This window comes from Candidatus Poribacteria bacterium, from assembly GCA_026706025.1.
GTDB lineage: Bacteria > Poribacteria > WGA-4E > WGA-4E > WGA-3G > WGA-3G.
Genome location: JAPOZO010000025.1, coordinates 1 through 20536 on the forward strand (window position 1 = coordinate 1; position 20536 = coordinate 20536).

Annotated in this window: 17 protein-coding genes; 14 read left to right on the forward strand and 3 right to left on the reverse strand. The window is 47.3% G+C overall.

From position 1 onward, the window contains the following. The first annotated feature begins 842 nt into the window (after positions 1-842). From OXH00_05310 to OXH00_05340, 7 genes are all read left to right on the forward strand, one after another. Positions 843-974, forward strand: coding sequence for a hypothetical protein (locus tag OXH00_05310; protein ID MCY3740417.1), 132 nt, complete (start codon positions 843-845; stop codon positions 972-974). A 3-nt stretch (positions 975-977) separates the two neighbouring features. Next, the gene (locus OXH00_05315) at positions 978-2006 is read left to right on the forward strand and encodes a DUF368 domain-containing protein (GenBank protein MCY3740418.1); all 1029 of its coding nucleotides are present in this window, start codon (positions 978-980) and stop codon (positions 2004-2006) included. 50 nt (positions 2007-2056) lie between these two features. After that, positions 2057-3115, forward strand: a complete 1059-nt coding sequence (locus OXH00_05320; GenBank protein ID MCY3740419.1) for an NAD(+)/NADH kinase — start codon at positions 2057-2059, stop codon at positions 3113-3115. Between the two features lie 183 nt (positions 3116-3298). Continuing rightward, positions 3299-5038, forward strand: a complete 1740-nt coding sequence (recN, locus tag OXH00_05325) for a DNA repair protein RecN (protein ID MCY3740420.1) — start codon at positions 3299-3301, stop codon at positions 5036-5038. 234 nt (positions 5039-5272) lie between these two features. Then, entirely contained in the window at positions 5273-8920 is a 3648-nt protein-coding gene (locus OXH00_05330) for a 2-oxoacid:acceptor oxidoreductase family protein (GenBank protein MCY3740421.1), read from the forward strand. 183 nt (positions 8921-9103) lie between these two features. After that, positions 9104-9958, forward strand: a complete 855-nt coding sequence (locus OXH00_05335) for a shikimate dehydrogenase (GenBank protein MCY3740422.1) — start codon at positions 9104-9106, stop codon at positions 9956-9958. 68 nt (positions 9959-10026) lie between these two features. Next, positions 10027-10362: a hypothetical protein gene (locus OXH00_05340; GenBank protein MCY3740423.1), complete on the forward strand. Its 336-nt coding sequence runs from the start codon at positions 10027-10029 to the stop codon at positions 10360-10362. A gap of 55 nt (positions 10363-10417) precedes the next feature. Here the strand turns inward: OXH00_05340 and OXH00_05345 are convergent, their stop codons facing one another. Next, positions 10418-11770, reverse strand: a complete 1353-nt coding sequence (locus OXH00_05345) for a M48 family metallopeptidase (protein ID MCY3740424.1) — start codon at positions 11768-11770, stop codon at positions 10418-10420. A gap of 466 nt (positions 11771-12236) precedes the next feature. Between OXH00_05345 and OXH00_05350 the strand changes: the two genes are divergently transcribed. The 5 genes from OXH00_05350 to OXH00_05370 all read left to right on the forward strand — a co-directional run bounded on the left by OXH00_05350 (position 12237) and on the right by OXH00_05370 (position 17066). Further along, positions 12237-13109, forward strand: a complete 873-nt coding sequence (locus OXH00_05350) for an OmpA family protein (protein ID MCY3740425.1) — start codon at positions 12237-12239, stop codon at positions 13107-13109. A gap of 98 nt (positions 13110-13207) precedes the next feature. After that, positions 13208-13891 carry a hypothetical protein gene (locus OXH00_05355; GenBank protein MCY3740426.1) on the forward strand — a complete coding sequence of 228 codons (684 nt, stop codon included), beginning with the start codon at positions 13208-13210 and terminating at the stop codon, positions 13889-13891. Positions 13892-13910: 19 nt separating this feature from the next. After that, complete coding sequence (locus tag OXH00_05360) at positions 13911-15305, forward strand: O-antigen ligase family protein (protein MCY3740427.1); 1395 nt, start codon at positions 13911-13913, stop codon at positions 15303-15305. Positions 15306-15438: 133 nt separating this feature from the next. Then, on the forward strand, positions 15439-16797 hold the full coding sequence (locus OXH00_05365) for a sulfatase (protein MCY3740428.1): 1359 nt from the start codon (positions 15439-15441) through the stop codon (positions 16795-16797). An 80-nt stretch (positions 16798-16877) separates the two neighbouring features. Then, a complete protein-coding gene (locus OXH00_05370) occupies positions 16878-17066 on the forward strand; it encodes a glutathione S-transferase (GenBank protein MCY3740429.1) in 189 nt (62 codons plus the stop codon). 99 nt (positions 17067-17165) lie between these two features. Here the strand turns inward: OXH00_05370 and OXH00_05375 are convergent, their stop codons facing one another. Beyond that, on the reverse strand, positions 17166-18170 hold the full coding sequence (locus OXH00_05375; protein ID MCY3740430.1) for a zinc-binding alcohol dehydrogenase: 1005 nt from the start codon (positions 18168-18170) through the stop codon (positions 17166-17168). Between the two features lie 211 nt (positions 18171-18381). On the opposite strand from OXH00_05375, the gene OXH00_05380 reads away from it, so the two are divergent. Further along, entirely contained in the window at positions 18382-19263 is an 882-nt protein-coding gene (locus OXH00_05380; protein ID MCY3740431.1) for a phytanoyl-CoA dioxygenase family protein, read from the forward strand. Positions 19264-19437: 174 nt separating this feature from the next. After that, positions 19438-20127, forward strand: coding sequence for a sugar phosphate nucleotidyltransferase (locus tag OXH00_05385; protein MCY3740432.1), 690 nt, complete (start codon positions 19438-19440; stop codon positions 20125-20127). A 101-nt stretch (positions 20128-20228) separates the two neighbouring features. Here the strand turns inward: OXH00_05385 and rsgA are convergent. Then, on the reverse strand, positions 20229-20536 hold a 308-nt coding region (gene rsgA, locus OXH00_05390; protein ID MCY3740433.1), incomplete at its 5' end, for a ribosome small subunit-dependent GTPase A.

Sequence of the window (20536 nt, forward strand, 5' to 3'; positions counted from 1 at the left end):
ACGTTGGGTATACGCTTCTCACAAGCCCAAGTCTTTAGACTTGGGTAGTTGACCTAATGGAATAATTTAATCAAGCAATGCCTCGCACTCCCAATCATCGAACCGAATTCGCTGAATTTTGAATTCGGACAGGTTCTGCCAACCAAACGTGGGAAAGAGCGTTGCAATCGCCGAGAGCCGATAGTCATAAGGTAACCACCTTCGCCCCAATTTTTCAATTATTTATTCTGCCCAATCATAAATCTATGTGAAGTATTATACAAAAATTCACAGCAGATTGCAAGTGAAAATTAGCGTCTGTCCGATGGATACAATTGCGTGAGATGTTACCCTGTCCGCAACTCACTTTTAATTTCTGCTTATGTGAGTTTTGTGGGACGTTTAAACGTCACTGTGACGTGCAGAAGCCACGTGGTGCGTGGAAATGTGACGTAATTTTGGAATTTTTTCATAAGGTATTTTCCCTTAGTTTCAATTTTCGGCGTGCAACGCGTCATTGAAAGATTGAAAGCAGAAACCCATTTTTTGCTAATTCTCCACCCTTTAAATATATCATACAATATATATTTATATAAGTCAACTTAGAATTTATATAGTTTTCTGATGTACCGAAAAACGTGGGTTACAAACTGCACCAGCGCAGAAGCGCGGACTCTTGTTCCCTAAAAGGCAGGCTGCGTAAGTGCTGTATAAGACATCCCACTATCAAATCATCACTTCCACATCAAGGTTGAAAACCCTCTTAACAAAAGCGTAGAAGTCGTTAATGCCAAAAACTTTACACACCTATCCACATACCGTTTGACAGAAAATGATTTTTATAGTATAATTTATCTAAAATCATGAAAATCTGCCTGCTACCGGTTGACAATGAATCTAAAACAATTGGACAGATAATTCAGAAAGCGTCTGAATTCATCAATGAGATTGTTGTCATTGACGACGGTTCGTCAGATGGGGCAACTGACAATTAAAATATGAATTCACTCCGACTTCTTGTTAACGGATTTCTGATAGGCATTGCCAATATTATCCCCGGTATGAGTGGTGGTACCCTTGCCCTCGTTTTGGGAATCTATGAGCGGCTTATCGGCGCATTACGGTGCATCGGGTTTTCAACGGTTAAAAAATTACTCGGGGTACTAAGATTCAAAAAACCTGCCTTCACGGAAGCAGGTGCTGAACTTCGCCGTATTGACTTCGGTTTTCTGGCACTGTTAGGCATCGGCGCGATCGCTGCCCTATTGCTTACGTCGAAACTGATTGTCTATCTGCTAAATAATTACCACGACGCGACTTACGGTTTCTTTAGCGGATTGATCTTAACATCTATTCTCGTACCGTTGCGAATGCTAAAGGCGTTCGGTTGGAAGGAATTGCTGGTACTATTGATCGCCGTTGCTTTGATATTAAGCCTCTCCATGGGCACGGGTGAAAAGCAGTTAGAACGGGTTGCCCATAAAGCCGGGAACGAGGCAATGATGGTTGACAGCGCTGGACACACAGATGGGTTTCCAACGTATTGGGAACTTGGACTCTTTTTCGGAAGTGGAGTACTCGCGATTTCAGCGATGATCCTGCCCGGCATCAGTGGTTCTTTTCTGATGCTCGCGCTCGGGGTCTATTTTCCACTCTTAACGGCGATCAATACCTTGATGGAAGGTGTTCCAAGACTGATCAACGGTACTTTAACGGAGGCGATGTTAGGAAGTGTTCTGATACTCGCTTTCGCTGCGCTCGGTTGTCTGTTTGGGCTTTTGGCATTTACACGATTGCTCAACTATCTGTTGGAGCGGTACCGCAACCTCACAATCGCCTTTCTTATCGGACTGATGGTGGGTTCACTTTACGGATTATGGCCCTTTCGCGAGTTTACAACGGTTGACGGGGAACGTATAGATACTGCTCACATATTACCGCAACTCGATATGAATCTGCTCATTACTGCGGGAGCTTTTCTCGTCGGCGGTGGTGTTATTCTTTTATTTATGCGCTTGGAGAATTAGAAGACGAGTTTTTTATTAATAGCCTATAAGCAACCCCTTCGCATGACGAGATGAAAAAAATAAAAAAGGTCGGTTTTTTTGTCAATACTACCAAAACGAACGCGGTAGGTGTCGTTGAAGGTGTGTCTACGTGGCTTAAAGAACGAGGTATTGTCGCGCTGCTTCCAGAGGAACAAGCCGTTGAATTAGGGTACCCGCAAACGGGTATCTCCAAAACGGAGGTAGTTGAACAGGCAGATATGCTGCTCGTTCTCGGTGGAGATGGTACACTATTGAGCGCAGCCCACACCCCGCAAATTGAGAATGTACCAATTTTAGCGATTAATATTGGGACGCTTGGGTTTTTGACGGACGCCTCGCTTGATCAACTCTATCCGACCTTAAGGGCGACGTTGGCGGGGGACTATCGGATAGAACATCGAATGATGTTAGAAGTCGTTGTAGATGGACAGCCCGAAGTAGAGTTAACCGAATCGGAAGAAGAAATTGCAGATTCTAACAAAGTCATAGCCCGTAATGAAATGGAGGGCGGATATACGGACAGGAACGTAAAGGCAGAAACCTACTTTACTGAACCTTGCCCAAAAACGCGTGCTTCTTTAGACCCAGATAGCGGAGTCGCGTTTTCGGACAAAGGAAAATTAAAAAAACCGTTCCGGGCTTTTGCGCTCAACGATGTTGTTATCCGTCACTATACGCGTCTGATTGAATTAGACGCACATATTGATGGCGAACTCTTTATACCGTACAATGCCGATGGTTTAATAATTGCAACACCGAGTGGTTCAACAGGATACTCGCTCTCTTGTGCGGGTACTATTGTTGCCCCGCAGTTAGAAGCGATCCTTCTAACACCTATAGCACCGCACAGTTTGACCGTGCGTCCTTTTATCGCCGATGGTAATGCTGAGATAACCGTCAAGATGCGTGCTGCCTACCAGAGCGTTGATGTTTTTGTAGATGGGCAGCGTGAGACACACAGCCTCACTGCCGACGCAGTCATAAAAGTGCAGAAAGCGGAACGAACAATTCGGCTTATTCGTTCGCAACATCATAGTTACTATAGAGCTTTACGTGAAAAACTAATGCTGGGAATAGCTGTCAGTTAAGAGTCGTCAGTTTGCCTCGCAGTGAGAGTTAAAGCGGGTTAAGATATTCCTAAGGTCTCTTTCTGAAAACTGAAAGGTTTTTTGCAGAAAAACCGAACTGAAAACTGAAAACTATTCCTCTGAAAACCGATAACCATTGATAATTAATAACCAATAACCGACACCTGATAACTGGCAACTATAATGATAGAAACACTCTCTATCCGCAACATTGCCCTCATAGATGAACTTGAATTGGAACTGGCATCCGGGTTGAATATCTTTACAGGTGAAACAGGTGCTGGTAAATCGGTCATCCTCAAGTCGATTGGATTGGTGTTAGGTGAGAGAGCCTCCGCCGATATTGTGCGCGAAGGTGCCGATTTCGCAAAGGTAGAGGCGAGTGTCGCCCCTGACGACACACATCCGATGTGGCACACCGATTTTGCCTTTAGCGATGTGTTGGACCCATCCGATGTGGTGATTCTTTCGAGGCAAATCAGCGCGAACGGTAGAAGTCGCTGCCATATCAACGGACGTTTGGTGAATTTAAAGCAATTGCAGGCACTCGGCACGCTGCTTGTTGACATCCACGGGCAACACGAACATCAATCGCTTTTTCGGACCGAAACACATCTCAAACTTTTGGATGATTTCGGTGGGAGCAGTGAGGCGAGGCAACAGGTTGGCAAGATATATACGCAACTACGCGCTTTGCAACAAGAGGCGGCCTCCGTTGCGGACACTTTGGCTGCATCAGAACGCGAAAAAGATCTCCTTGAATTTGAAATTAAAGAACTGACTGCGGCGAATCTGGAGGCAGGTGAAGACGAAAAGTTGGCAGATGAAGCCCGTGTCCTAAAAAATGCGGAAAAATTGTCCCAGTCTGCAAACTATGTATGCGAACAACTTGATGGTAGCAACCGATCCGGTGGTTTTGGCGGTGGGGCTATGGGAACGGATTTGTCTACACTTGACCGTTTGAAAGATGCTGCGAACGCGCTTACAGATTTATCAGATCTTGATGGTAGCCTCTCGGAATTACAGGATCGTTTGGAATCATCGCTCTACGAATTGGAAGATATCGCTTTACAGATCCGTCAGTATGCTGACACCGTGGAATTCAATCAAGGACGATTGGACGAGATCGCCGACCGGCTCGCCCTGATTGCAAAACTGAAGCGGCGTTATGGCAACACTCTTTCCGAGGTACTGGCATACCATGCTGAAGCAGAACAAAAGTTGGAGACCTTACACCTCGGTTCAGAGAAACAAGAGTCGCTTCAAGCGGAAATTAAAAAAACAATCCAAGAAGCCCAACATCTGTGTACTACGCTCTCCGCGAAACGGCTGCACGTCGCGAAACATCTTTCGGAGCGGATTGAGAAGGAACTCCGTACACTTGGCATGGACAAAGCAGAGTTTCAGGCATCCGTCCAACACATTCCAGACGAACGCGGCCCGTTTGAAGTAAATAGTAAACGTTACGCGTTTCGTTCCGACGGGATGGACGATGTTGAATTTTTGATTGCCCCGAACATCGGTTCCGAAGCGCGTCCGATCGCGAGGATTGCATCAGGTGGCGAAATTTCTCGGATCATGCTTGCTTTAAAGACGGTGCTGGTTCAAGTTGACGAGATTCCGACACTGCTTTTTGATGAGATCGATAGCGGTATCGGCGGCAAGGTCGCCGATGTTATCGGCAAGAAGTTGAAGGAACTTTCGGCGTTTTCACAAGTTATCTGTATTACGCATCTCCCACAGATCGCCCGTTTTGCTGATAATCATTTTCGGGTCGAGAAAAAGGTTGTTGATAAACGTACCCTGATTACGGCGAAACTACTGACAGCGGAAGAGCAGGTTAGTGAGATCGTCCGTATGCACGGTGGCGAAGAAACAGAAATAGGGCTTGCACATGCGCGAGAGTTATTGTCTGAAAAATAGTTTTTAAATATTAGGTTTCTGCTCCGATTTGTCCGATGTCCAAATCGGGTTCCCGATGAAAAACCCAAAAACGACAGTCTGGAATGAAACGGAAGACTGCTTACGAAAAGGCAACTGAAGCAACAAACCCACTTGACCGAACCGCAAGGAAAATTAAAAATTCTGCTCCGATTTGTCCTTTGTCCGATGTCCAAATCGGGTTTCCGATGAAAAACCCAAAAACGATAGTCTGGAATGAAATGGAAGACGGCTTACGAAAAGGTGATTGAAGCAACAAACCCGCTTGACCGAACCGCAAAGGAAGTTAAAAATATGGACGACAGGTTTACACAAGCCAGCGGAACGCATGTTTATACGGGGTGCGAGTTGTTAGTCAAAGGTGCCTTGGAGAGTGGGGTTAGTCTGCTCACAGGGTATCCGGGTTCCCCGATTGCCGAAGTATTTGATGTCCTCCAACGGAATGCGGAATTGTTGAAAAACAACGGCATCATCGCGCAGATAGCCAACAATGAAGCGTTAAGTATTGCGCGTCTCAACGGCTCACAGATGGCGGATGTCCGCGCAATAGCGTTTATGAAAAGCGTCGGCTTACATGTAGCCTCCGATGCCTTGGCGATTAGCAACCTTGCAGGAACAACCGGCGGGGCTGTCGTTGTCGTTGGTGATGATACATGGTCGCACAGCACACAGGTACCTGCTGACTCCCGATTTTTGGCGCGGCATGTATATACGCCACTGATTGAACCGAGCACATTTCAGGAACTTAAGGACTGGGTTCACTGTGCTTTCCAGATTTCTGCTGCAGCCGATCTCTATGTTTGTTATTTAACGACTGAAAACCAAGCGAGTGGCGGTGGAAATGTTGAACTTCAACCTAACATTTATCCTGACATTACCGAGTTGAAACGCGTTAGCCTTGATACCCAACTCATTGATGCCGATAAACGGGTTGTCTTACCCCCGCATACCGCCCAGATTGAGACGGAAACGTTTCAGGAACGGCTGCCCACGGCTCTTGAAACGGCAAGGGATCTCGGACTGAATAAAATTCAGTTTGTCGGAGATCCTTCAAGCCAAAAGCGGTATCCACTCGGATTCGTCAGTGCCGGTTTAGCACACAGCTGCCTCCTCCACGCGCTCGGCGAATTAAACTTATACGGCGACATTCCAGTTCTCAAACTCGGTATGACCCATCCAATTGACGCGGATATCGTCCGAGAGTTTACTGAACAGGTTGACGAAATCTACGTTGTTGAAGAGAAACGTCCCCTCTTAGAAAACGAAATTAAAGCACTCCTTACGCAAATGTACCAAGACGGTGGTATCAAACGGTACGTAAGCGTCTGGGGAAAACAATTCCCCGACAGTTTAGCAGGTATTCCCGCAGCTTCCGGATTGGATGCATCTATTCTCATCCAGAAACTCATCCCACTTTTCAAACATCGCCTTAGCACAAACAGTACGCCTGTCGATTTGGAACATCTCACGTGTGAAGAAACACTCCAAAAACAGGTATCTGAACAACAAATTGACATCCCACAACGAACACCTACTTTCTGTCCGGGCTGCCCACACCGCGATTCCTCAAGTGTCTTCCTTGAAATCACAAGACAATTTATGGATACGGACTACATGAAAAAGCACCACAATTCAGTACCGGTAGATCTTGTCTTTCACGGGGATATCGGTTGCTATTCGATGCTCAAATATGAACCGTTTCCGCGGTTGATGCACAACCTCTCCGCAATGGCGTTAGGTGGTGGGTCAGGTGCTGGTATTGACCCGTTTATTGAAAATAAGCAGATCGTTTTCATGGGGGATTCAACCTTTTTCCACGGTGGGATGGCAGCGATTTCAGATTCAATCAAAAACAACCAAGATATTGCTTATATCATTTTAGATAACCAAACGACGGCAATGACTGGGCACCAGCCGACGCCAGCGGGTGAACTTGACCTCCTCGGTAATCCGACGTTTGCACAGGACATTGAGCAGGTCGCTCAAGGGCTCGCTGGCGATTCGGAAATAGATATTGTACGCACCAACCCAGAAGATCGGGTAAACTACAAAAAACATCTTGAAAAGACCATCCTTAAACCCGGCATCAAAATTGTCATTGCTGACAAAGAGTGTGCGATTACTTACCACCGCCGCCTCCGTCGCGAACAACGTAAGACTATAGCCAAAGATGGTTTCCTGAAATACGAAAAGCATATCAATATCACACCTGAAGTTTGCGAATTTTGTCGGGAATGCACCACGGCTACAGGGTGTCCGGGTTTAAAAGTTGTTGATACCGATTATGGTGATAAGATTGCTATTGACCAATCAAACTGCGTCTCTGATGGCGCGTGTGCGCGGATTAAATATGCGTGTCCAGCCTTTGAAGAGGTTATCGTCACCCGTAAACGTCCACCACAAGCGCAGATGATGGCATCCGCTTACCGAGATCTCCTGAGTGATGATCCCTTACCACCGCCGCCACCACTGACATTTGAGCGGAGTTGGAACACGTATGCTGCAGGGGTCGGTGGCATGGGCATTGGGACTATTTCCAAGGTCCTTGTCGTTGCGGGGTATTTCCAAGGCTACGATGTAACGTTTTGTGACAGGAAAGGATTGGCAATTCGCAACGGCGGGGTTTATACACATATTGCATACACGCAACCGAGTGTCCACGCTTCTCCGATGATCCCGTATGGCAAAGCGGATCTGCTGTTAGGACTTGACATCTTAGAGGCTGTTCGTGGTATCACCCCGCGGTCGCTTTTCCGTGTCGCATCACCTGATCGTACCGTTGCTGTAGTCAATACAGCGAAAACCGAGACAATAACGACTCTCATTGGTAAAGACGATTTTGATCCAGATGCACTTGAAGAGACACTTCAGACCCATACCAAATCCGAGGCGTATTTCGGCATTGATCTGTTTACTGCCTCTGAGCAGTTGTTCGGCAACAAGTTGTATGCGAACATGATGCTCTTGGGTACCGCCTTCCAACGCCGATTGATACCTCTTGAACTGGAACCGCTCCAATTGGCACTCAAGCAGATGGTCCCGCATGCCGATTTAGAGACGAATATGAAAGCATTCAATGTCGGACGGCGGCTCGCGCTTGACTCCCAACAACTCGTAGATGAGGCACCCCGCGAGTCGAATTATGCCGAAATGCTCTCTGAAAAACGACAGATTCTGGAGAGCAAACGCGGCGGAAAGCGTTTGGCACAAAGGTACGCGACACTCGTTGAAAGTGCCGTGGAGACAATGGATGTTGGTTCGGACAATATTCATCGACTGCTGGCACTCTATACCTACGACCTCGTCCAGTTTGAAGGCATTAACTATGCCCGGATGTATATTGAAAAAGTAAAACAGGTTTGTGCGAGTGATTCAGAATCATACAGCTATCGTGCTACAAAAGCCGCTATCAGATATCTGCATAAGGTGATGCTAATTAAGGACGAAGTCTATGTTGCACATCTTCTGACAAGCAAAGAAAAATTGGAACGGGACAAGGCACTATACAAGGTTGACACCAAAAACGGCGACAGGATTAAATATGTCCATCTCAATCGTCCGCATTTCACTGTTATGGGATTTGACTTTGAGACAGATATTGACACGCACAATTGGCAGTTAAACTTGATGAAACGGATGAAGTTTCTAAGACGGTTATTACCGGAATGGCATGCGAAAGAAAAGGCATTCCGAGAGTGGTATATTTCCCGTGTGATTGACACGTTCGCTCCAACCGATGCCGAGACTTACGATAAGCATCTCCGCGCTTTAGAATCTGTGGAGGAGGTCCGTGGCTATCGAGAGATTCGCTATCCAAAGATGGAGGCGGCGAAACAGACCGTTGAAGAACTGCTTGGGAGATAGCAATTGGCAGTCCTCGGAAGTCATGCGATCACGATCACCGTGATGGCGTGCTTCCGACGCAGTCAGCAATCAGCGGTCAGCAAGATAGCTACACGATCCCGTAGACAACGTTAATTTCTTCTCGCAGGCTGGTTTGGCGTTGACAACCGGACACCGACTACCGACAGGCAAAACCATTAAACAATGCAAAAGCAACACTTACTGACAGGACATACGCGTATCGTCGGCGTTATTGGTGACCCCGTTGAACACAGCCGGTCGCCTCAGATGCACAATGCTGCCTTTGCCAAAGCCGGACTTGATTACGTATACGTCCCTTTTCATGTCCGCCCGAATGATTTGTCAGACGCAATCGCGGGGTTTAAAGCGACCAATGTCGTTGGCATTAATGTGACGCTTCCGCATAAACAGGCAGTCATCTCACATCTTACATCGATTTCACGGGAAGCAGAACTCATTGGAGCAGTGAACACACTCACCTTTACTGATGACGGGATACACGGCGACAATACAGATGCCCCGGGTGTTTTGAGGGCCTTAGAGGAAAACGGAAACATGTCTGTGCCAGTAGGCGAAAATGTTGTCGTTTTAGGGGCAGGAGGTGCTGCCAGGGCAGTGGTTGTTGCGTTGGCACTCGCGGGTGTAGCTTTGATTACGATCGCTAACCGCACAGTGGAGAAAGCTATCTCCTTGGCTGAGGAGATGCGTCAAAAAACGGGTATTTCCATGCAGGGGTTGGGGTTTGCGGATCCTCGATTGCCTGTTGCTGTTCGTGAGAGCATGCTCCTCATCAACACTGCGACGGTTAGTATGGACGCGACACATCCACTGTTAATTTCTGCGGATTGGCTTCAACCGCACACTGTCGTTTACGATATCGTGTATACGCCTCCGGTGACACCGCTTATGCGAGCTGCCGCTGTGCGCGGCTGTGAAACGCTCGGTGGCATCGGTATGTTAGTGCATCAGGGGGCAATCGCTTTTGAAACATGGACGGGTATTGCACCGTGTACAGAGATAATGCACCAAGCCCTATAAACATATCGTCCCTACGGGACTAAAACTGATAACCGTAAAAAAATACGAAAGGGGTCAATAACGATATAATGGAACAGCAAGAACAAGATCTTAATAAACCGATTCGATTCGTTATACTCGGCACACCTTATACTATCAAACCGACCGAGGAATTAACCGCGGAAGACATCGGTAAACTCGTTGACCAGGTCAAAAGCTTAGTTGAATCCTATCTCAGGAGAGGCTTTGATGAAGCGAGGGTTCCGTTGCTCGTCGCGTTCCACATCGCTGACGAAAAACGTCGCCTTCAAGAAGAGTATGAATTGCCATTACATCGGATCGTAGAGCGACTCCAATTTGCGATTGAAGAGGATACAGAGGCAGACGAGGTATCCTTTACTACAGAAGAGCAAACTTCCGATTGAGGCGATTGTGGATTGTTGAACTTCAACTTCATCTGATTCAGTATCGGTTCGCTGCTTAACGGAGCAACACCAACGCGAGGATACCAAATATCGGAAGCAGGGCAATTAAGATTTTGACTTCAAGTAGATAGTTTTTATAACGTTGAATGGCAGAATTTTGTTCTGCCCACTGGTTGATAAAATCAATTCGCCGGTGGATAGATGGGTGTGTGTTGAACATTTCAAAAAACCGTCGAATTGATTTTGGCACCGAATTCAGCACAGCAAGTTTCATCAAAGCGTTTTTAAATGCTTCGGGTTTCTTCGTGAGCGCAGCCGCATATAGGTCGGCTTGATGTTCACAGCGTCTTGACAAATACCGGAAGATGAACACGAAATAGACGATTAGAAAAGTTAATGAACATAACGTTGGCAAGATTTGTGATTCCCCGAAATATGCCACCAACGGTTCTTCAACAAGCACAAAGAAAAACAGATAACTCAATAGATAGAAGATCGAAAACAGCATATACGTCGGAATGTGTCTGTAGCGGATATGCCCAAGTTCGTGGGCAACGACGGTTTCGATCTCTTCATCTGTAAAGTATTCAAGGAGTGCATCTGTCAGGAAAATTCGGCGGTTCCACGGAAAGGTCCCCGCGACTGCTGCATTGGCTATTAATAGCGAACCGGTCTGCCATACTACAATATCCCGATATTTTATGCCGCTCTGTTTCGTCAACACATCTAATTTTCCCTTCAATGCTGAACCGACCGCCAGGGGTTCCGTTTTCCATAGAAACTGCATGAATAGTGGTGCAAAAATATAAGCGGACGCAATCACGGGTAGAATCAACCCTATGAGTACATAAGGGTGCTCAAGGATGAACATCTGTACTGAATATGGGAGCCAGTACACAGCATCTATTGTGGCGAGATAAGCCAACATCGGCAGCAGTGGGAAGAGCAGAAACTTGAATTGAAGTGTGGCGACCTCTCGGTAGTGTCCTTGTTGGAGCCGATTCACTTGATAAAAGGCAAGCCGGATACAGATGAGACCAATCAGAAGCGGAAGCAATGCGAATATCTGGCGCAGGTGCCTCATGGGAAAGAAGGCAAGGTGTTTATCAATCAAGGTGGGCAAATTCAGCAAGTATATATTACACAGATACGCCGCTAAACTCATACACTCAAAAACGATCATGAAGCGTCGCAAGCGATAAAGTTTCGGTAGGTTCTCTTCTTTGTCCGCAGGAAAAGTTCGCGCCACGTACGATGTCACGAAACACGTAAGGAGCACAGGGAAACCTGTTAATACAATTGTCCAAAGCACCACCTGCATATCGCTGATGTTTATGTTAGTTTGGGGCGGTTCAAAGGAAAAAAGAAAGAGTAAACCCGCGATGAGGATAATGCTTATCTGTCCCATGTTGTCAGTAGTCCTTGGTTTGTACTCATGTTAGTTTCGTGACGCTTGCAAAGTCCTTCTATCAGTGTCGATTTCTGAACCTCACGGCTACTTAATTCTATCTTATATTGCATCAAAAATCAAGGATGTTTTAACATCTAATCCTATTGTTTTGGCGAGCGTGAAAAAAACTTTTGACTTTTTTTGGATAAAAGTGATATAATTCATAGTAAAAGCACCTGTGCGAATAAATTACTTGCAGGTTTTCCATATTTTGCAAGTTCGCGATGCAGTTTCGGGCATTGAAAACCGTTGTTTGTGCGCGGGACAGGTAATTATTCCGTTTGCATACATACGCTCAAAACGGGATTTGAGAAGAATTCCGAGGAAAATAGAGTATATTATTTTGGGGTAACTTAAAAACAGACGCTTTAATGTCGGTTTGCAAGTAACGCTCAGAATTGTCGTTAAACATTAGGAGGAATCCATGCTAAGTAGAACCACTTTCACAATTATCGCTCTTCTGGGAGTCGCGCTTGTTGTTAGTAGTTGCGGCAAGTTAAACCAAGAAGAGTTTGAAATGTGGAAGAATGAACATGTCTCACAGATAGAGCAGACCAACTCTGACATGTCAAACAAATTCACGATGTTAGAAGGCAAAGTCGATCAGAATAATAAAGATACGACAGAGGCAATCTCCAAAGCGAAGGAGGAGACGATTGCCGCATCCCAACAAGGTGATGCCGACACTATTGCTGCTGCAGAGCAAAAAGCCAAAGAAGGGGACGCACAACTCCGCGCGGACTTAACCAAGGCGATTGACATGCAAGGCAAAGAAGCAATGGACGCTGCGAAAAGCGGAGATGCTGAATTGAAAATGCAGCTGGATGCTGTAGGACAGAACGCTACAGCTAACGGCGCAGCGATAAAACAGATTCGATCTGAACTGATGGCTGTGAAAGAACAGGTTGCTATGAACGCGAAAGAGGCAGCCAAGAAACCGATGGTGGTTACGACCGTCAATTTCGGCAGCGGACAGACCGGCCTATCCAGCAAAGACAAAGAGATGCTTGACGGTGTCGTCGATCAACTCATGGCATCGGATGCAAAGATTGTAGTTGTTGGACATGCTGATGGCACGCCGGTGCTGCGTGGAAGCCATAGAAGCAACTGGGATCTCTCACAAGCACGCGCCAACTCGGTATCAAAATACTTGAAATCCAAAGGAATTGATGCCGCCAGAATAGAGGCAGTTGGCATGGCACACACGAAACCTGTCGCCCCGCAAAATACTGCCGCTGGCAGAGCTATGAATCGCAGGGCTGAAGTCATTCTGCTCCCCGCTGGCGCAATGATGTAGCCTAACTGTTTCATATCAACGTAGGGGCGGGTTCCTTGCCCGCCCATCGTTGCCATATCTATGTCCTACAGCACTCGTTGGATAAGGACTTTATTTCTATGCGTCTGGTCTTTGTATGTTTCATGTTGCTACTTCTGATCCTCTGTCTAACGCCCGCGGATGCTGTTGATAGCCCATCCTTGCGCCCCTCGCCCGTCCGAGATTTCTTGGGTAAACATCTTGATTCTCCTTCATTTCAACTTTCCCTGTTTTCATATAAACCGGAGTTAGGTGGCTTGACTAATATCCTCCAGAGTGTCGGCGTATCAAGTGTTCCGAGTGCTCTGCTGCCTACGTTCTCGGTTGTGTTTGAACACACACCGGAGTTAGATTCACGTTTTGAATTCGGCTATTGGCAGATGGAACTTGACATTCCACCACCTACCTCGGCGAACCTCTCTACTACACTCATTCCGATTTCATATCAGTTTATCTATCGCCCCGTTTTGCTATCCGAATTTTTACCGATCTATTTGGGCGGCGGCATCGGGTTTTTGGGGACGAGTTTTAGTGGCAATGCAGTGGATCTGCTTGAGCAACAAGGCATCAGTTTCGATGACAGTTCCTCTGGTCCAACAGGATATGTCATCATCGGGGCAGAATTGCTTCAGTGGGAATATAACCTTGCGCTCAACCTTGAGTTGAAACGGATACTCAAAACAGTAGAGACAACAGGCACGACACCGCTCAACCTGATTTTAGATGGTACTGCGATCGGATTGGGTGTGAAAATGAAATTCTAACCTAATAGTTATTCCACGGATGTTCTTAAAGCATGCCAAACGAATTCTTCTTTTTTTCATCTGTCTCGTGTTCGGTGGCATTATCGGCGGCTATTCGGACACCCCGCTCCCACTCCTTAGCCTGCTGGTTGTAACCGGTGCCTTCGTTTTCCTCGGCATGGAGATCGCGGTCTATCTGCTGTTAATTGCCCTGCCCTTTTCATTCCGCTACATCCTTCCGGGGCGCTTTGAAATTCAAACACCGACAGAACCGCTATTAGGTATGCTCGTCGCTGTTTACTGCGCGCAAAAAATAGTTGATCGGGTGCTACAGAAAGAGAAACCAGAAAATACCTTTCCGTTCTTGGTACCACTTTGCGCCTATATTTTCGTTACCTTCCTTTCAGGAATTAATACACCTGATCTCTTTGGCACATTCAAAGGCGCGCTGCGTGCGACAGTGTACATGCTGTTTAGTGTTATCGTGTATGCGGTTATCCAAAACAGAGCAACCCTGAAACGACTGTTTATTGCTACCTTTCCTTCCGCCGCTGTTGCTGTTATCTGGACAGTGATTGTCCTAATTTATCACATTGACGCGTGGCAGTGGACAAGTGCCTATCGGAGTGCCCCGTTTACGAATTACTCTGTTTATGGTGCCTTCACCGCGATTTTCTTTTTGGTTTGCCTCAGTCGCCTCCTATTTGACAACAGCACTTACGACAGAGTTTTATGGACGGCGTGGTTCGTCTGTTTCAGTGTTGGACTTCTAATGTGTTTTTCGCGTGGGGTCTGGCTCTCCGTCATTGTCACAGTCGGTTTTATGCTGCTGCAACTTGGGAGGGGTGTTACGCATAAAAAGATTCTGTTTATGGGTGCGGCATGTCTCATCTTATTGGTATGCCTGAATTTGCCCGGTGTCTATCACATTATTATCGAGCGGGTTTCGTCGGCAGTAGATATCAGTTATGCTTCAAACCGAGCGCGCCTGCTACGGTGGGGTCAAGCAGTTGTGATGTTCCTTGAGAATCCGATTTTGGGTAAAGGTTATGGTGCGTTTGCAATGCTTTATGAAGAAGATGTAGCCCTCGTTGGAAGTTACACGGCGCAGTATCAACTCGGTGCACATAGCGAATACCTTCAAGTGATGGCAGAATTGGGAATTGTTGGCTTGGGCGTATGGATATGGCTGAATCTTGCATTCTTACGCTACGGTTTCCGAGCACTCAAAACGATAGACGACGGGTTTTACCGTTCTGTTGTCATCGGATTGATGGCAGCGGAGATTTCGTTAATGGTGCATTTCACGGTGAACAATCTCTTGAACGGTGATGCGATTGGGATTCCATTTTGGGGAATTTACGGATTATTACCGGCTGTTGTGCAGATGGCTGCCCGTGAAAAGACTTCATCAGAAATCAAAGACGGTGTATAATATGAAAAGAATGGTTATCAGTTATCGGTTTGCCTCGCAGTGAGAGTTGTCAGTAAAGAAGATCCTGTTTCTCAGTCCAACCACGAGCTAAACTGACACCTATATCATTTCACCAATGGAGACCCTAATCAACATGAACATAATCCACATTATTTCAGATACGTTTCGACGCGATAACCTTGCTATTTATGGGGGAAAAGGATACACCCCCTCGCTAAACGCTTTCGCTGAGAAGTGTGTCGTTTTTGACAAAGCATACGTGTGTAGTTACCCGACTGTGCCAATCCGTGGGGATTTGGTGACGGGGCAGGTCAGTATCTGTCGGCGCGGATGGGAACCGCTTAAACGAGATGTACCGGTTATCGCAACTGATTTAACGAAGGCTGGCGTTGTCAGCATGATGATCGCGGATACGCCACACCATATCAACAACGGTTTCTTTTACAATCGCGGGTTCACCGGATGGAAGTGGATTCGCGGACAGGAAGGCGACTGCTTGGAGACGCATCCGTACGATTATGAATCGCAGGATTCATTGCGGTATCGCGAATATACACGGACACACCCAAATAGATTACCCGCTGGTCTCGGAAACCATATTAGAAATACTGACTTTCGACAGACGGAGGCGGATACTTTCGTCGCCCAGACTGTGCAAACGGCTTGCGATTGGTTAGAGCGGAACTATCAACACGAAAACTTCTATTTGATGGTAGACACCTTCGATCCACACGAACCGTGGGATGCTCCTGAATGGTACCTAAAGCGTTTCGATGCGAGCGATTATGATGGTCCAGAACCGATTTATCCACCTTACGGTCCCAATCCGATGAATGAACGTGAGACGGAACGCCTCAACGCGCTTTACCGGGCAGAAGCGTCGCTGGTTGACAATTGGATCGGGCAGCTGCTGCGGAAAATTGAGTACATGGGGTTGACCGAAAATACGATGATTATTTTCATGGCAGATCACGGCTTCCTATTGGGTGAACATGGGCTGCTTGCTAAGAATCTTAGCATGTATGAAGAGATTGTCCACATTCCGCTGCTGGTTTATCATCCTGAAGCAACACCACGCCATACAGACGCGCTTGCGAGTATTGCTGATATTCCTGCGACTGTCATTGATGTGTTCGGGGCAGAACGCGGGGCACAGGTGGAAGGCAACAGTCTCCTACCTGCTATCATGGGAGATACCGACACCGGACGTGAATATGCGGTCACGCACGGTGCTTGGGTCGGTGGCTGGAGTCCGGATGGTGGCAGCCCGCATGGGAATATCACCGACGGTACATGGTCTCTCCTTTTGGAGAACCGCGGTGCGCCGAAGTCTTTATTCCATTTACCTTCTGATCCTGCACAACTGAATAACCGATTTGAATCCGACACATCAGAGGCACGCCGACTCTACCAAGCGTTTGTGGATTTCTTGGCACAGCACGGTGCCCCTGAAGCAATGGTCACCCAATTCCAAGATCGGTGGCCGATTTAAAATTGCAGATATGCGTAAAGCATACAAGGAGGAACAGAAATTTGCAGAACCCAAAACAGGTTTTTTCCGAGAAAGACGGGATGACGGATCTCGACATCGCCGACTGCCTCAACGAAACCTGCCCTTGGTCCGGTAAACCGGTACAGGCTGACTCGCTGACTGAGTACGACGGTCACGTCGTCGGATTCTGCAACACGGGGTGTCGCGACAAGTTTGAAGCGGCGGTACGCCACTTCAAGGCGGCGAAGGCGGCGAGAGCGGAGCAGTAGCCGCTCGAAGTTTCTCGGGATACTGGATCAAGGTGCTGCAATTCTCTGGCATCAGTCAACGCTCGGTTCAGCTCGGCTTCGCGTGAAATTTTCAAAATACTAAGTCCAATCCATGATCACGCCTAAGTATTCATCTTTCCGATCCGTCAATCCATCGTAGGCGGATTGTGCATCTTCTGGGTCAATGACGTGTGTCAGTAATTCTTCTACTTTGAACTTGCCTTCACATATCAGTGAATACACCAAGCGGGAGTTGCGTTCAAGTGAGTGCTTTGATTCGCCCGAGTGCATTGTTGGATAAACCCACTCATGCGCACTTCTGAGTGTAATTGCGCCTAAACCGATACTGTGGCTATAGTTCAGGATTTCCGTTGCATTGGTGATGTATTCGCCACGCGGTGAACCGAGTAAGATAACCTCGCCCTTTCTGCCAGTCAATTGGTACGCCGTTTCGACGAGCCGTGGGTTTCCAATCGCTTCGACGGTGACTGCCGCTTTTTCGCCGTCTGTCAACGCGACGACGCGTTCCAGCACATCCTCTTCGTCGGGATTAATGAGATGTTGGATACCACACTGCTGGGCGATTTCAAGGCGTCGCGGCACTCGTTCAATGCTGATAACCTTCATACCCGCTAAATTGAAAAGTTGTGATGCGGAGTTACCGACCAACCCCAAGCCGATAATGGCAACAGTATCCCCAAATTCAGCAGATGATACGCGCAGAGATGTCATTGCCACTGTTGCCATTCGGACAAACGGCACCAGTTTTTCGTCTATATCTAAAGGCGGTTTGAACGCCAAAAGCACTGCTTCCGTTTTAGTGATAGAGGCGTGCGGACCATAACAGAAAGCGAGATCCCCCACGGCACATTTCGTTACATTTTCACCAACTTTGAGCACTTCACCGATCGCTGTATAGCCGGAGCCGTGTGGGAACCGCGTGCCGCTTTCAAGTCCGGTATACCCTGCGCCTTCGGTACCGGGACTAATCAAGCTATAGTGCGTTTTCAGTAAGATTTGGTTTGGGGTAAGCACTTCGTCAAGTTCAAAATCCTCCAGCGTTGCTGAACGCTTCGCTGGCATCACAATCCGTTTGCCTTTCATTGCCATAATGCTCCTTGTTGAATTTTCTCTGATATGGTATCATATTTACAACATTTTTTATATTTTTAATTTTTCCTTGCGGTTCGGTGAAGTGGGCTGGATGTTTTGACATTCCTTGACTCAGAGCCAGCCCGGCACGTTGTTTGGGCTTACGTTTTCTTTATAACCTTCGGACGCAGAACCGCATCCCTTAAGATGGAGAAATTTTCTTATGAGACTCACGCAAGAGCAGTGCAAAACTTATCGGACACAAGGCGTGCTGATAGTCAAAAATGCCCTGACGGATGAAGACCTCCAGCCAGTGATTGACGAGATTTCAGACTGGATTTCGGAACGTGCCCTCGCCTTAAAACAGGCGGGTAAAATCGAGAACTTGCATGAAGATGAGCCTTTCGATAGGCGTTTTGGACTGTTGCTCGCACAGTCCGGCGAGATGGCAGGCGGGTTGGATATTATGCACTACCGCGGTCAAGCCATCTTTGAATTTCTGAAGAATGATAACCTTTTAGATGTCATTGAAGGCATTGTTGGACCGGAGATTACCTGCAATCCGATCCAGCACCTGCGTGCGAAACCGCCGGTTGTAGATGGGAACGCAAGTTGGGCAGGTGGTGTGCCGTGGCATCAAGATGCTGGCGTCATGATGCCAGAGGCAGAAGGCTCCGAGATTGTCACGTGTTGGTTGCCGTTAGGTGATAGCACAATAGAAATGGGATGCCTTCAGGCGTTGCCGGGTATTACTGAAGAGAAGGGTTATCTGACTCATCAGAAAGAGGGCGGGACAATGATCAAACCGGAGTTAATGCCGGATGTTGAACCGCTCATGCTGGAATGTTACCGAGGCGACCTTATTTTATTGAGCCGTTTTACGCCACATCGTTCAGAACCGAACACGTCCGACCGGTGTCGCTGGTCGTTGGATTTGCGCTATCAGACCACAGGACAGCACACGGGACGGACAGCGCATCCCGATTTCATCGTACGCAGCCGAAAAAATCCTGAAACCATCTTGGCTGAACATCAAGAATGGTGCGATATGTGGGTAGATGCTTTTGAAAACCCACGGGGTTTCGCAGGCCACAGATCGGTGTAAATTAGTTATCAGTTATCAGTTGTCAGTTACCAGTTAAGAGGTTTTGTCCTGTAAATCCCGAAAATCCTGATTCTGACAATCAAAGATGTACAGCCTAACAGGCTATGCTACAAGCACATTCAGACGCACAGCCGAATAGACTATGCTACAAGCATATTCAAAGGAATCGTAACGATGCAAGCCATTATTCTGTGTGGTGGTCTTGCGACTCGACTCGGTGAAGCCGCGAAAACTGTTCCGAAGGTTTTACTGGAGATCGCTGGGAAAACAGTGTTGGAGTGGCAGATCCGATTGTTGAGAGAAGCAGGGGTTACTGCGGTCGTCCTTGCGTCTGGACATCTGCACGATGTACTCTATGAGCGGGTGGGTGTCAATTACGCTGGAATCCGTATCCGTTATGCCAAAGAGGAGACGAGACTTGGAACAGGTGGCGCGATTCTGAACGCGATGAAACAGATTGATACGTCCCCGTTTTTTGTGCTGAACGGCGATATCCTACTTGCGGACTTTTCACTCCGAGATATGTTAAACCGCTTTCAACAAGATATGGCGGGCGTGCTTCTAAGTGTGTATGTATCAGATATCCGTCCGTATGGCGAAATTGTATCTGATAGCACTGGAAAGATTCTGGCGTTTCGTGAGAAACAGCCGACTTGTTCTGCCGGATACATCAATGGTGGAGTGTATCTCTTCAATGCAACAATTGCCGACGCATTTCCAAAGGGACAGGAAACCTTCTCTATGGAACGCGACGTTTTTCCGTCAGTATCCAACCTTTATACGCTACAAACGGATGCAAGTTGGATTGATATCGGGGTACCAGAACGATTGGACTCCGCGCGTAAACATTTCCCACGATTTTAGCGTGTGTCTCATAAATATAATTTGTCAAAATTTACCCGAGCGCGGGCATTTTAAATCGGGCTTACAAAACCCTCCCACGATTTATGGGATAGATTGTAAAATTAGAGCTCTGTCGGCTCACCCGTTCGCAACACCACGTAACTTCGATACCGCTCTGCATGTATCTCACCGGTTTCAACAGCATCTTGGATAGCGCAATCAGGCTCAGCGACATGGGCGCAGTCGCTGTATTTGCATTGACCGAGATGCGGTTCCATTTCAGGGAAGTAGTATTCTAAGCTCTCAGTGTCCACTCCCCACAAACCAACCTCCCGGATCCCCGGTGTGTCCGCGACTTCACCGCCAATTTCCAGTGCAAAGAGTTCAACGAGCGTCGTTGTATGCCGCCCCTTTTGGGTCTTGATGCCGA

Bases quoted from the DNA above. Each gene is read 5' to 3' on its own strand.
- OXH00_05340 (MCY3740423.1), top strand. From the start codon at position 10,027: ATGGAACAGCAAGAACAAGATCTTAATAAACCGATTCGATTCGTTATA.
- OXH00_05310 (MCY3740417.1), top strand. From the start codon at position 843: ATGAAAATCTGCCTGCTACCGGTTGACAATGAATCTAAAACAATTGGA.
- OXH00_05365 (MCY3740428.1), top strand. From the start codon at position 15,439: ATGAACATAATCCACATTATTTCAGATACGTTTCGACGCGATAACCTT.
- OXH00_05320 (MCY3740419.1), top strand. From the start codon at position 2,057: ATGAAAAAAATAAAAAAGGTCGGTTTTTTTGTCAATACTACCAAAACG.
- OXH00_05380 (MCY3740431.1), top strand. From the start codon at position 18,382: ATGAGACTCACGCAAGAGCAGTGCAAAACTTATCGGACACAAGGCGTG.
- OXH00_05335 (MCY3740422.1), top strand. From the start codon at position 9,104: ATGCAAAAGCAACACTTACTGACAGGACATACGCGTATCGTCGGCGTT.
- OXH00_05370 (MCY3740429.1), top strand. From the start codon at position 16,878: ATGACGGATCTCGACATCGCCGACTGCCTCAACGAAACCTGCCCTTGG.
- OXH00_05350 (MCY3740425.1), top strand. From the start codon at position 12,237: ATGCTAAGTAGAACCACTTTCACAATTATCGCTCTTCTGGGAGTCGCG.
- OXH00_05345 (MCY3740424.1), bottom strand. From the start codon at position 11,770: ATGGGACAGATAAGCATTATCCTCATCGCGGGTTTACTCTTTCTTTTT.
- OXH00_05330 (MCY3740421.1), top strand. From the start codon at position 5,273: ATGAAATGGAAGACGGCTTACGAAAAGGTGATTGAAGCAACAAACCCG.
- OXH00_05355 (MCY3740426.1), top strand. From the start codon at position 13,208: ATGCGTCTGGTCTTTGTATGTTTCATGTTGCTACTTCTGATCCTCTGT.
- recN (MCY3740420.1), top strand. From the start codon at position 3,299: ATGATAGAAACACTCTCTATCCGCAACATTGCCCTCATAGATGAACTT.
- OXH00_05315 (MCY3740418.1), top strand. From the start codon at position 978: ATGAATTCACTCCGACTTCTTGTTAACGGATTTCTGATAGGCATTGCC.
- OXH00_05360 (MCY3740427.1), top strand. From the start codon at position 13,911: ATGTTCTTAAAGCATGCCAAACGAATTCTTCTTTTTTTCATCTGTCTC.
- OXH00_05375 (MCY3740430.1), bottom strand. From the start codon at position 18,170: ATGAAAGGCAAACGGATTGTGATGCCAGCGAAGCGTTCAGCAACGCTG.
- OXH00_05385 (MCY3740432.1), top strand. From the start codon at position 19,438: ATGCAAGCCATTATTCTGTGTGGTGGTCTTGCGACTCGACTCGGTGAA.